Below are 12,797 nucleotides of genomic sequence, written 5' to 3' on the forward strand. Positions count from 1 at the left end.
AAGCCTTCGAGCGTGCTCAGCCTGACGACGCCGCGCTGCGCCGTCAGACCGTCATTGATGTCGAGCTGCAATTGTTCGGTCTCGCGCTCGATGCGCTCGGCGGTTTCGATGAAGCGCTGGCCCATGCTGGTCAAAACGTAACCGCGCGGATTGCGCTCGAACAGCTTCACCTTGAGGGCGAACTCCAGGCGATCGATACGGCGGGAAACGGTAGCGTGGCTGGTCCTCAACCGCCGCGCCGCCGTCGACAATTGTCCGGTGCGGGCCACTGCGAGAAAGAACTGCAGATCGTCCCAGGTAAAATTCGGATTCATCGCCACTCCCCATCTGTTCGAAAATGAACAGACCCTGTTTGCAATTTACGGTTCGGGCCGCTTGCATCCAAGCGTTTTTTTCCGGATTGTAACGACCAGAGCCGACAACTGAGGAGCTTGTCTGGCCAAATATGAACAGAACGAAATGAACGATCCGGCATCGTCAACTGGCGCGCCGGAACCCGCGCGCATTTTCGCGCGACGGTTACGTCTCTGGAGGAGGACATGATGACGAAGAAACTGATCGTAACCTTGGCGGCAATGCTCGCCAGCAGCACGGCCGCTTTCGCCGACGCATCCGACGGCAAGGTCAAGATCGGCATTCTCAACGACCAGTCCGGCGTCTATGCCGACTTCGGCGGCAAGTCCTCCTACGAGGCGGCGCTGATGGCGGTCGAGGATTTCGGCGGCAAGGTGCTCGGCGTGCCGGTGGAAGTCATCACCGCCGACCACCAGAACAAAGCCGACATCGCCTCCAACATCGCCCGCCAATGGTACGATACCGAACAGGTCGACAGCATCATGGAACTCACCAGTTCTTCGGTCGGCCTTGCCGTGCAGGCGCTGTCGAGGGAGAAAAAGAAGATCACCATCAACACCGGCGCCGCGACCACCGAGCTCACCGGCAAGCAGTGCTCGCCCTATGGCTTCCACTGGGCCTACGACACGCACGCGCTTGCGGTCGGCACCGGCGGCGCACTCGTCAAGCAGGGTGGCGACAGCTGGTTCTTCCTGACCGCCGACTATGCCTTCGGCTATTCGCTCGAGGAGAACACCAGCAACTATGTCAAGGAAAACGGCGGCACGGTGGTCGGCTCCGTCCGCCATCCGCTGGCAACCACGGACTTCTCTTCCTTCCTGCTGCAGGCGCAATCCTCCGGCGCCAAGGTGATCGGTCTGGCCAATGCCGGCCTCGACACCTCGAACGCCATCAAGCAGGCCGCCGAATTCGGCATCGTCCAGGGCGGCCAGCGCCTCGCCGCCCTGCTCTTCACGCTCGCCGAAGTCCATGGCCTCGGCCTGGAAGCTGCCCAGGGCCTGACGCTCACCGAAGGCTTCTACTGGAACCGCAACGAAGAGAGCGCCAAATTCGGCAAGCGCTTCATGGAGCGCACCGGCAAGATGCCGAACATGGTCCATGCCGGCACCTATTCGGCTGTGCTCTCCTATCTGAAGGCGATCGAGAAGGCCGGCACTGACGATGCCGATGCCGTCGCCAAGGAACTGCGCGCGCTTCCGGTCAACGACGTCTTCGCCCAGAACGGCAAGGTCGCCGAGAACGGCCGCATGATCCATGACATGTACCTGTTGGAAGTGAAGAAGCCCGACGAAAGCAAGGAACCCTGGGACTATTTCAAGGTTCTCGCCACCATTCCGGGCGCCGAAGCCTTCATCGATCCGGCCAAGAGCGGCTGCGACCTCGTGAAGTCGTAAGCGGTCCGATCGCAATGAGCGCACCGGTCAGCGAACCGAATGGCGCGCCGCGGGTGGTTCTGTCCGCCCGCGGTCTGCGCCGTGACTTTGGCGGCTTCACCGCCGTCAACAACGTCAATCTCGACGTCCATCACGCCCGCGTGCATGCGCTGATCGGTCCGAACGGCGCCGGCAAGACGACGGTCTTCAACCTGTTGACCAAGTTCCAGCAGCCGACCGATGGTACGATCACGCTGCTTGGCGAGGACATCACCCGCACGGCGCCGGACAAGGTGGCGCGCATGGGCCTGGTGCGCTCCTTTCAGATCTCCGCCGTCTTTCCGCACCTGACGGTGCTCGACAACGTGCGCGTCGCGCTGCAACGGCCGAACGGGCTTGCCACCCAGTTCTGGAAGCCGATCTCGGCGCTTGACGGACTCAATGCCAAGGCCGACCAGCTGATCCGCTCCGTCGGCCTGGAGCGCGAGCGCAACGCTGTTGCCGCCGACCTTTCCTATGGCCGCAAGCGCGTGCTGGAAATCGCCACCACCCTGGCGCTCGATCCCAAGGTGCTGCTGCTCGACGAGCCGATGGCCGGCATGGGCCACGAGGATGTCGGTATGGTCGCCGAGATCATCCGCGAGGTCGCGCGCGAGCGCGCCGTGCTGATGGTCGAGCACAATCTCTCCGTCGTCTCGACGCTCTGCCACCACGTCACCGTGCTCCAGCGCGGCGAGATCCTGGCCGAAGGCGACTATGCGAAGGTGTCGGCGGACCCGCGCGTGCGCACTGCCTATATGGGCACCGAGGAGGCCTGACATGAAAACGCTCCTGAAAGTCTCCGGCCTCAATGCCTGGTACGGCGAAAGCCACATCCTGCACGGCGTCGACCTGACGGTCGGCGAAGGCGAGATGGTCACCCTTCTCGGCCGCAACGGCGTCGGCAAGACGACGACGCTGCGCTCGATCATGGGCATCGTGCGCAAGCGCAAGGGTGAGATCAGCTTTGCCGGCGAGGACCTGATGAAAGTGCCGCTGCACCGGGTCGCCCATCACGGCCTCGGCTTCATCCCGGAGGAGCGCGGCATCTTCTCGACGCTTTCGGTCCATGAAAACCTGCTGCTGCCGCCGGCGGTCGCCAAGGGCGGCATGACGATCGACGAGATCTTCGAGCTTTTCCCGAACCTCTACGAACGCCGCAGCAGCCCCGGCACGAAGCTTTCCGGCGGCGAACAGCAGATGCTGGCGATCGCCCGGATCCTGCGCACCGGCGTGCGCATGATGCTGCTCGACGAACCGACCGAGGGACTTGCCCCAGTCATCGTCCAGCGCATCGGCGACGTGCTGAAAACCCTGAAGCAGCGCGGCATGACAGTGCTATTGGTCGAACAGAACTTCCGCTTCGCCAGCAAGGTTGCCGATCGTTTCTACCTGATGGATCATGGCCAGATGGTCGGTGAATTCCCGGTTGCGGAACTCGCGACCCGCATGGACATGCTGCACGATGTGCTGGGAGTCTGAACCATGAGCACGATCTTCGGAATTCCCATGCAAGCCTTTCTCGGGCAACTGTTGATCGGACTGATCAACGGCTCGTTCTATGCGCTTTTGAGCCTCGGCCTGGCGATCATCTTCGGCCTCCTGCGCGTCATCAACTTCGCCCACGGCGCGCAATACATGCTCGGCGCCTTCTTCGCCTGGATGCTGCTGTCGCATTTCGGCATCGGCTATTGGCCGGCGCTGATCGTGGCACCCGTCGCCGTCGGTCTCGTCGGCGCGGTCATCGAGCGCACCATGCTGCGCCGGCTCTATACGCTCGATCCGCTCTACGGCCTGCTCTTCACCTTCGGCCTGGCGCTGACCATCGAAGGCACCTTCCGCTATCTCTATGGCGCGTCCGGCCAGCCCTATGCGACACCGTCGCAGCTTGCCGGCGGCACCAATCTCGGCTTCATGTTCCTGCCCATCTATCGCGGCTGGGTGATCGTCTTCTCGCTGATCGTCTGCATCGGTACCTGGCTGGTGATCGAGAAGACCAAGCTCGGCTCCTATCTGCGTGCCGCCACCGAAAACCCGGTTCTGGTGCAATCCTTCGGCATCAATGTGCCGTTCCTCCTGACGCTGACCTATGCGCTGGGGGCTGCGCTTGCCGCCCTTGCCGGCGTGCTCGCCGCGCCGATCTACCAGGTTTCGCCCCTCATGGGTTCGAACATCATCATCGTCGTCTTCGCCGTGGTGGTGGTCGGCGGCATGGGCTCGATCATGGGCGCGATCGTTACCGGTTACCTGCTCGGTGTCGCCGAGGGACTGACCAAGGTCTTCTATCCGGAAGCCTCCAACATCGTGATCTTCGTGATCATGGCCATCGTTCTCATGATACGGCCGGCAGGCCTCTTCGGCCGGGATGCTTGATATGACGCTGACACTCGACATCGAAAAACCGAAGGAAAAGAACCCGGTGGTCGCCCAGACCCTGTTCCTGGGAATAGGATTGGCACTCCTCGTCCTGGCGCCCCTGTTCTTCTATCCCGTCTTCCTGATGAAGCTCCTCTGCTTCGCGCTCTTTGCCTGCGCCTTCAACCTGCTGCTCGGCTATACCGGCCTGCTCTCCTTCGGCCATGCGGCCTTCTTCGGCGGTGCGGCCTATTTCACCGCGCACGCGGTCAAGGAATGGGGCCTGCCGCCGGAGCTCGGCATCCTTGTCGGCGTCGGCGGTGCGGCATTGCTCGGCCTGATCGTCGGCTATCTGGCGATCCGCCGGCAGGGCATCTATTTCGCCATGATCACGCTGGCGCTGGCGCAGATGTTCTATTTCTTCTGCCTGCAGGCGGAATTCACCAAGGGCGAGGACGGTATCCAGTCCGTGCCGCGCGGGCACCTCTTCGGCTTCATCGATCTCAGCCAGTCGACGAGCATGTACTATTTCGTGCTCGGCGTCTTCGTCATCGGTGTCGCCATCATCTGGCGTATCATCCACTCGCCCTTCGGCATGATCCTGAAATCGATCCGCGAGAACGAGACGCGCGCCGTGTCGCTCGGCTATTCCGTGCGCAACTACAAGCTCGCAGCCTTTGTCATGTCGGCGGCGCTCACCGGCCTTGCCGGCGGCGTCAAGGCGCTGGTCTTCCAGTTCGCGACCCTCACGGACGTCGGCTGGCAGATGTCCGGCGAAGTGATCCTGATGACGCTGCTCGGCGGCATCGGCACCCTGATCGGCCCGCTCTTCGGCGCCGGGCTGGTCGTGACGCTGCAGAATTATCTCGCGACCTCGGAATTCCCCGTGACGATCATCACCGGCCTCGTCTTCATGGTCTGCGTGCTGCTTTTCCGTCGCGGCATCGTCGGCGAGTTCTATAATTCGCGGCTCGGCCGCAAACTCGGTTTTGAACACAGACAGTAGCTGGCCTCCTCTCGCCCGCGCCGCGGGCGGGAAGAAGCCGTCGCCCGATCCCGATCACTGACGGATCGAGCCCCGAAACATCGAGAGAGAACCCATGGACACGTTCGACTACATCGTCGTCGGAGCGGGTAGTGCCGGCTGCGTGCTTGCAAACCGCCTTTCCGAAAACCGAGCGCATCGCGTGCTGCTGCTGGAGGCCGGCGGCCGCGATAACTATCACTGGATCCATATTCCGGTCGGCTATCTCTATTGCATCAACAATCCGCGCACCGACTGGTGTTTCACCACCGCCGCCGAAGAAGGCCTCAACGGCCGCTCGCTCGGCTATCCCCGCGGCAAGGTGCTCGGCGGCTGCTCGTCGATCAACGGCATGATCTACATGCGCGGCCAGGCGCGGGACTACGACCATTGGCGCCAGCTCGGCTGCACCGGTTGGGGTTGGGACGACGTGTTGCCGCTCTTCCGCAAATCGGAGGATCACTATCGGGGCGCCAACGAGATGCACGGGGCCGGCGGCGAATGGCGGGTGGAGAAGGCGCGCGTGCGCTGGGCGGTTCTCGACGCTTTCCAGAAGGCAGCCTCCGAAGCCGGCATTCCCGAAACACTGGATTTCAACCGCGGCAGCAACGAGGGCTCCGGCTATTTCGACGTCAACCAGCGCTCCGGCATCCGCTGGAACACGGCGAAGGCGTTCCTTCGCCCGGCGCAGAAGCGCGGCAACCTCACGGTTCTCACCAAGGCGCATGTGCGCAAGCTGATCATCGAAGGCGACCGCATCGCCGGCGTCGAGTTCCAGCACGACGGCACGATCAAGCGTGCCCGCGCCAGCCGCGAAACCGTGCTTTCCGCCGGCGCGATCGGCTCGCCGCATATTCTCGAACTCTCTGGCATCGGCCGCGGCGACGTGCTTCGGGCAAATGGCATCGAGCTTCGTCACGAACGCGCGGGCGTCGGCGAGAACCTGCAGGATCACCTTCAGCTCCGCATGGCCTACAAGGTCACCGGCGTGCCCACCCTCAACGAGAAGGCGAACTCGCTTTTCGGCAAGGCGTCGATCGGGCTCGAATATCTGCTCAGACGCTCCGGACCGATGGCAATGGCACCGAGCCAGCTCGGCATCTTCACCAGGTCCGGCCCGGAGAAGGAAACGCCCGACCTGCAATATCACGTTCAGCCCGTCTCGCTCGACAAGTTCGGCGAGCCGGTTCACTCCTTCCCCGCAATCACCGCCAGCGTCTGCAATCTGCGCCCGGAAAGCCGTGGATCGGTGCACCTGAAAGGCCCGGACTTCGCCGCCGCACCGGACATCCGGCCGCGCTATCTGACCGCCGAAGCCGATCGCAACGTCGCCGTCAGCGCCATCCGGCTGACGCGGCGGATCGTAAAACAGCCCTCCTTCGCCCGCTTCAATCCGGTCGAGTTCAAGCCGGGGCCCTCCTACGAGTCCGAGGACGATCTGAAACGCGCGGCCGGCGATATCGGCACGACGATCTTCCACCCGGTCGGGACCTGCCGCATGGGTGCCGATCCGGAAAGCGTCGTCGATCCGGAACTGCGCCTGCGCGGTCTTAGGGGATTGCGGATCGCCGACGCCTCGATCATGCCGACGATCACTTCAGGCAACACCAACTCGCCGACGATCATGATCGCCGAAAAGGCAGCGACGATGATCCTGGCGGCCAATCGATAGAGCAAATCCAGCCAAGGCGTGCAGCGATTGGCCTCAGGAAACGCGTCGCACCGAACCCCCATCGAAGGTGCTGATTCCAGATCGGATTCGGCACGGGGAGCGGCGGCGGATAACGGTAAACTGGCCGAAAAGCGACGCGGAAAGCTTAAATCTCAGGCTTTGAGCCCCTATATTCGGACGATGATGGCTCAGTTTTGGGCCCAAGCAAGATTAGGGGTTTTGATGGCAATGCAGCGATTTGGGCGTTTTGGACGAGCTCTGGCAATGATGGCGATCGGCTTGACCGTCGCGTTGACCGTTGTGGACGTCGCCGAAGCGCGGCGTTCGGGCGGCGGCTTCGGCAGCCGCGGCACCCGCACCTTCTCGCAGCCGCCCGTCACCCGTACCGCGCCGACCAATGCGGCGCCGATCGACCGTTCGATGACGCCGCGCCAGGACGCCGGCCCGACCACGAGCAGCCCGGCGGCCGGCCAAACGCGCCCGACCACCGCGAACCAGCCGAACAGCCGTCCCGGCTTCTTCAACGGCTTCGGCGGATCATTGCTCGGCGGCCTCATGGTCGGCGGCCTGATCGGCATGCTGATGGGCGGCGGCTTCGGCGGCGCCGCCGGCTTCCTCGGCCTGATCGTGCAGATGCTTCTGATCGGCGGCCTGATCATGCTCGCCATGCGCTTCTTCGGCCGCAACCGCCAGCAGCCGGCCTATGCCGGCCCGTCCGAGCGGTCGTCGGGTCAGCCGTCCTCGGCCGGCGCGCCCTCGTTCAAGATCCCGAGCATCGGCGGCGGCCAGGCGGGTGGTCAGGCAACTGCGCGCCCGGCTGCAGCACCGGCGCCGGCTCCGGTTACCGACGGCCCCGCCGATGAAATCGGCGTCCAGCAGGCTGACCTCGACCAGTTCGAAAAGATGCTGAAGGACGTGCAGGCGGCCTACGCCGCGGAGGACTATGGCACGTTGCGTCGCCTGACGACGCCGGAGGCCATGTCCTACCTGGCCGAAGAGCTCAGCGACAACGCGACGAGCGGTGTCAAGAACGATGTGCGCGACGTGCATCTCGTCCAAGGCGACGTCGCCGAAGCCTGGTCGGAAAACGGGACGGACTACGCGACCGTTGCGATGCGTTACGAAAGCATCGACGTGATGCGCGACCGTGCCACCGGCAAGGTGATCAGCGGCGATCCGGACAATCTGACCGAGGCGGTCGAACTCTGGACCTTCGTGCGCAAGCCCGGCGCGCAATGGCAAGTTTCGGCGATCCAGGGCGTCAGCCACGACTGACGCCAAACGACGCCCATGAAGAAAGCCCGGTCGGCACCGCTGACCGGGCCTTTTCGTTTTCAGGGTCACGCTCTTCAGGACAGCGCATCGGCCGAAAGCGCCTCCGGCGGCGCGAGGATGTGGGCGATCAGATCCCGGAGCCAGCGATGGGCGGGGTCACCGTCGCGTCGCCGGTGCCAGATTTGCCGGAAAGCAAAGGGCGGGATGGCAAAGGGCGGATCGAAGACGGCCAATGATCCGATCTCTGCGTCTCGCGGCAGGATGCGACGCGCCACCGTCAGCACGAGGTCGGTTCCGCGCACGAGCCCAGGCGCCGCGCTCCAATGGGGCAGCGCCAGAGCGATGCGGCGCCTGTGTCCCGTCGCCGCCAACGCCAGGTCGATCTCGTTGCCGGCATCGCCGCGCAGCGAGACGAGAATGTGCGGCCGCTCCAGATAGGCCGCGAGATCCATCGTCTTTTCACCATTGAGACTGGCGCCATCGGCCAGGCAGGCAAAATGCTCCTCGAAGAGGAGTGATGTCCGGAGATCCTCGGCCAGTCCAGGAAACACGCCGAGCGCCAGATCGATCTCGCCGTCGACCGCCTGCGACATCATCACCTCGCGGCTCGCCTGGCTGACGATGAGGTCGACGTTCGGGGCCTGCCGGCGCAGCACCGCCATCAATTGCGGCAGCAGAACGAGTGCGGCGTAGTCGGACATCGCCAGCCGAAAAACATTGCGCTCACGCGCCGGATCGAACGGCTGCGACCCCATGAGCTGGCGCATGTGAGCGAGCGCCTCGGCGAGCCGTGGCGCGATCTCGAGTGCGCGCGCGGTCGGCTCGAGCTGACCGCCATGGCGCACGAGCAATGGATCGTCGAAAAGGCTACGCAATCGCGCCAGCGCGTGGCTGACGGCCGGCTGGCTCTTGTTCAGCCGGATGGCCGCACGCGAGACATGGCGTTCCGCCAGCAGAGCGTCGAGCACGACGAGCAGGTTCAGGTCGATTCCAGCTAGATTATTCATGAAACGAATATAGCACGTGCGAATTTGGAATTTCCATTCCCGGTATCGATGGGAGAGGATGCCCCAATCAAGAAGGAAAAAACAATGCCCAGTCTCTCCTCCCTCCTCCTGCTTGCCGCGGCGATCTTCGCCGGCGCCGTCGTCCCCTTCCAGGCCGGTGCCAATGCCAACCTCGGCCGCCTCCTCGGCCATCCGCTCTGGGCGACGGTCGTCTCGCTCGGCGTCAGCCTCGCACTCATCCTGCCGCTGCTGATCGCCTTCCGGGCGCCGTTGCCCAGCCTTGCGGCGGCATTCAAGGGTCCGTGGTGGATCTGGATCGGCGGCGCCGCCGGCGTGATCTACATCACTGCGGCTCTCATCCTTGCGCCGAAGCTCGGCGCGGCAAGCTTCATCGTCGCCGTCATCGCCGGCCAGATGGCCATCTCCATGCTGATCGATCACTTCGGCCTGATGGGCTTCCCGGTAAAGCCCGTCAATGCGGCGCGGCTCGCCGGCCTGCTGCTGATCGTCGGCGGCATGGTCGTCACGCAGATCGCCAATGTCACACCGGCATTGGCCGATGCAACGCGATAGCGCATGGCCGCAACGCGGCGGCAGCTACAACCAGCGTGGCTGCCGCTTGTCACGTGAGAAGCGCGCATGGTAGATGGCTGCTCATGTCGAGCGAACCCCATTTGATGGCCTGACCTGCCCCGCAAGGCGGGGCTTGCAGTTGTGAGCCCAGAACCGTCCGCCAGTTGAGCGGACCGATTTCGTTCGCATCGATCCGCCCGCCCCCTTTGTGAAGGAGCCTCCGGATCGACTGCCTGCTCTCGGGCTCGTCATGACCACATCAAACCTTTGGGGCTCAGCCGCCTTTCGGCGCATCTGCCTCGTTCTCGTCGTTCATTCCTTCGGCTCCTGGATGCTCGTTGCTGCATTGCCGCTCATCGTCGCGGCACGCTTCGGCGCCGGCGCGGAACTGATCGGCAGCCTGGTGCTTCGCCTTCTGCCGCGCCTCCTGTTTGCGCCGCTCGCCACTGCGCTCATCCGAAGGACGGGCCCGCACATTCCTGTCCTCTGCGCAATCGCGGGCATTGCGGCAGCGATCCCTGGTCTGGCGCTGGCGCCGGATGCCGTGACGTTCCAAGCCATCGTCATCCTCATCGGCCTGGCGGATACGGTGATCGCGCCGGGCCTCCTGGCGCTCCGCGCCGCGTCGGTTCCGCCCGGCCGCAACATGGAAGCCAATACAGCCTTTCAGGCCATCGACCGCTTCGCCAAGATCTTCGGCCCGCCGGCGACGGGCCTCGCAGCCGCGGCAACCTCTATCTCGAGTACCCTTTTCGCCCTGGCGCTCGCCCATGTCGTCGCCGCAACTCTCCTGCTGCGCCATGCCGGCAACCAGCCGCCACGCGAGCCGTCGGCCTCCAACACCATGAATTTCCGGCAGGAGGCAATCACGATCATGCGCGACAATCCGCTGCTCTGGGCTCTGCTCCTCCCCGCCCTTGGTTACATGGTTTCGCTTGGCGCGCTGCAGCCGTTCCTGTTCTGGCTCAACCGCGACCAGTTCCATCTCGGGCCTGAGATGTGGACCGTGCTGCTCGGAGCCCAGGGGTTGGGCGCCCTCCTCGGCGCCCTCGTCTCAAACCGGCTGGCAAGGGCACTGACCGATGCACGTACGCTGCTGATTGCCTATCTCGTCACAAGCCTGCTCGAGGGCATCTCGACCTTCGCGCTGATCTTCGCGCCCAACCACGGTACGGCCATGGCGCTTTTGATTATCGGAGGCATGCCGGAGATGGTCGCCTTCGCGGCCTACTTCACCCTGGCGCAGCGATGCCTGTCTCTGGAGCGCCAGACGGTGTTCTACACCCTCACCCTGCCGCTGATGGATTTGGGCCTTGCCATCGGGGTGCTGTCGGGAGCGATGCATGCGAGCGGGTTCATGTCCCTCGGGCAATTCTGGCTGTTTGCCAGTGCCTGCGCCGTGCTCCCGGTTCTGCCGTTCCTCGCATGGCGTGGGCAGGTTGCCGACCGCTAAAGCGACTTCTCCAAACCAAAAAGATCAACGTCGGCCGTAACTTGCGGCTGGCGCGATCGGCTTAGTCTGGCCATACTCGGTTCGGGCTAAAAAGGGGTATGGCATGCAGGACCGGTTGTTCATCGATGGCAAATGGGAAAAGCCGCGGCGCGGCGGCACGTTCGACGTGGTCAACCCGGCGACGGAGGAGATCATCCACCGTGCGCCGGCAGCAACCTACGAGGATGTGGACCGGGCTGCGAAGGCAGCGCGTATCGCCTTCGATAGCGGCCCCTGGCCGAAGCTGTCAGGCGCCGAGCGCGCAGCCTTTCTTCGGGCGATCGCCGCAAAGATCGAGGAAAAGCGCCACTCGCTGGCGCGGCTCGAGGTCGCCGACAACGGCAAGCCGCTGCCGGAAGCACTCTGGGACATCGACGATGCCGCCGGCTGCTTCCGCTACTATGCCGGCCTTGCCGAGGAACTGGACGCCAATTCGGAGGAGACGATCGCCGTCGGCGACAGCCGCTTCACCGCACGTGCCGTGCGCGAGCCGCTCGGCGTGGTCGGTGCGATCACGCCCTGGAACTACCCGCTGCTGATGGTTTCCTGGAAGGTGGCGCCGGCCCTGGCCGCCGGCTGCACAATCGTGCTCAAGCCCTCGGAACTGACGCCGCTGACGGCGCTGGAACTCGGCGTCATCGCCGAGGAAGTCGGCTTGCCCCCCGGTGTGCTCAATATCGTTACCGGCACCGGCGCGGATGCCGGCCAGCCGCTCACCGAGCATCCGTTGCTCGACAAGCTCGCCTTCACCGGCTCTGTCGTGACCGGCCGCAAGGTGATGATGGCCGGCGCCCAGGACATCAAGAATGTCAGCCTCGAGCTTGGCGGCAAATCGCCCTTCGTCGTCTTTGCCGACAGCGACATCGACAAGGCCGTCGAATGGATCATGTTCGGCATCTTCTGGAACCAGGGCCAGGTCTGTTCGGCGACCTCGCGCGTGCTCGTCGAGGAAGAGATCTACGAGGCGGTCGTCAAACGCCTGTGCGAGGAGGCCGCGAAGATCACCATCGGCAACGGCCTCGAGGACGGCACGCTGCTCGGGCCGATCGTTTCCCAGGGCCAGTACGACAAGGTCCTCGGCGCCATCGACCGCGCCCGGCAGGACGGTGCCACGGTCGCCGCCGGCGGCGGCCGCCCGGCCGGCCTCAACAACGGCTATTTCCTCGAGCCGACCGTGCTGACCAACATGCGCGAGGACAGCTTCGTCTGGCGCGAGGAGATTTTTGGCCCGGTCGTATGCGTCAAGCCGTTCCGCGAGGAGGCGGACGCAATCCGAATGGCCAATGACAGCCGCTTCGGGCTGGCGGCGGCGGTCATGTCGGCCGACAGGGAACGCTGCGAGCGTGTGGCGCGCGCCTTTCGCGCCGGCATCGTCTGGATCAATTGCTCGCAGCCGACCTTCACCGAGGCTCCGTGGGGCGGCTACAAGCAGTCGGGCATCGGCCGCGAACTCGGGCGCTGGGGCCTTTCGAACTATCTCGAAGACCAAGCAGATCACCAGCTTCGACGCCGACGAACCGTGGGGCTGGTATCTCAAGGAATAGAGACGCTCGGGCCGCGCGCGGGAGCCCGGCGTCAAATTCCCTTCATGCGGCTGTGAAATAAGCCGACTAAGGATAGCAGCTCAAAGCTG

At 64.2% G+C, this 12,797-nt stretch carries 11 protein-coding genes and 1 pseudogene (1 of these 12 cut by a window edge); 10 read left to right on the forward strand and 2 right to left on the reverse strand.

What is annotated here, in order from left to right:
* Nucleotides 1-314, reverse strand: the 5' portion of a protein-coding gene (locus AC1Z3V_RS15480) for a LysR family transcriptional regulator (RefSeq protein WP_429815202.1). 631 nt of this gene lie to the left of the window's left edge; only the first 314 of its 945 coding nucleotides appear in the window; the start codon lies at nucleotides 312-314; the stop codon falls past the left edge of the window.
* Nucleotides 315-542: 228 nt separating this feature from the next.
* Here AC1Z3V_RS15480 and AC1Z3V_RS15485 point away from each other — a divergent pair, with 228 nt between their 5' ends.
* The 7 genes from AC1Z3V_RS15485 (at nucleotide 543) to AC1Z3V_RS15515 (ending at nucleotide 8,092) form a co-directional block, all read left to right on the forward strand.
* Complete coding sequence (locus AC1Z3V_RS15485; protein ID WP_483500202.1) at nucleotides 543-1,748, forward strand: ABC transporter substrate-binding protein; 1,206 nt, start codon at nucleotides 543-545, stop codon at nucleotides 1,746-1,748.
* A gap of 14 nt (nucleotides 1,749-1,762) precedes the next feature.
* A complete protein-coding gene (locus AC1Z3V_RS15490; RefSeq protein WP_483500204.1) occupies nucleotides 1,763-2,545 on the forward strand; it encodes an ABC transporter ATP-binding protein in 783 nt (260 codons plus the stop codon).
* Nucleotide 2,546: 1 nt separating this feature from the next.
* Nucleotides 2,547-3,248, forward strand: coding sequence for an ABC transporter ATP-binding protein (locus tag AC1Z3V_RS15495; protein WP_429815194.1), 702 nt, complete (start codon nucleotides 2,547-2,549; stop codon nucleotides 3,246-3,248).
* Nucleotides 3,249-3,251: 3 nt separating this feature from the next.
* A complete protein-coding gene (locus tag AC1Z3V_RS15500; RefSeq protein ID WP_429815192.1) occupies nucleotides 3,252-4,139 on the forward strand; it encodes a branched-chain amino acid ABC transporter permease in 888 nt (295 codons plus the stop codon).
* On the forward strand, nucleotides 4,132-5,127 hold the full coding sequence (locus tag AC1Z3V_RS15505; protein WP_429815190.1) for a branched-chain amino acid ABC transporter permease: 996 nt from the start codon (nucleotides 4,132-4,134) through the stop codon (nucleotides 5,125-5,127). The genes AC1Z3V_RS15500 and AC1Z3V_RS15505 overlap by 8 nt, the downstream gene beginning before the upstream one ends.
* Nucleotides 5,128-5,221: 94 nt before the next feature.
* Nucleotides 5,222-6,817: a GMC family oxidoreductase gene (locus AC1Z3V_RS15510; protein WP_483500207.1), complete on the forward strand. Its 1,596-nt coding sequence runs from the start codon at nucleotides 5,222-5,224 to the stop codon at nucleotides 6,815-6,817.
* A gap of 267 nt (nucleotides 6,818-7,084) precedes the next feature.
* Nucleotides 7,085-8,092, forward strand: a complete 1,008-nt coding sequence (locus AC1Z3V_RS15515; RefSeq protein ID WP_483504093.1) for a Tim44 domain-containing protein — start codon at nucleotides 7,085-7,087, stop codon at nucleotides 8,090-8,092.
* Between the two features lie 74 nt (nucleotides 8,093-8,166).
* On the opposite strand, the gene AC1Z3V_RS15520 is transcribed toward AC1Z3V_RS15515, so the two are convergent.
* Nucleotides 8,167-9,099, reverse strand: coding sequence for a LysR family transcriptional regulator (locus AC1Z3V_RS15520; RefSeq protein ID WP_483500209.1), 933 nt, complete (start codon nucleotides 9,097-9,099; stop codon nucleotides 8,167-8,169).
* 84 nt (nucleotides 9,100-9,183) lie between these two features.
* Between AC1Z3V_RS15520 and AC1Z3V_RS15525 the strand changes: the two genes are divergently transcribed.
* From AC1Z3V_RS15525 to AC1Z3V_RS15535, 3 genes and pseudogenes are all read left to right on the forward strand, one after another.
* Complete coding sequence (locus AC1Z3V_RS15525) at nucleotides 9,184-9,672, forward strand: DMT family transporter (RefSeq protein ID WP_483500211.1); 489 nt, start codon at nucleotides 9,184-9,186, stop codon at nucleotides 9,670-9,672.
* Between the two features lie 250 nt (nucleotides 9,673-9,922).
* Entirely contained in the window at nucleotides 9,923-11,125 is a 1,203-nt protein-coding gene (locus tag AC1Z3V_RS15530; RefSeq protein WP_483500213.1) for an MFS transporter, read from the forward strand.
* Nucleotides 11,126-11,228: 103 nt separating this feature from the next.
* Nucleotides 11,229-12,708 (forward strand): annotated as a pseudogene (locus AC1Z3V_RS15535) (aldehyde dehydrogenase family protein).
* Nucleotides 12,709-12,797: the final 89 nt, after the last annotated feature.

The organism is Ensifer sp. 38_S197, assembly GCF_056924495.1.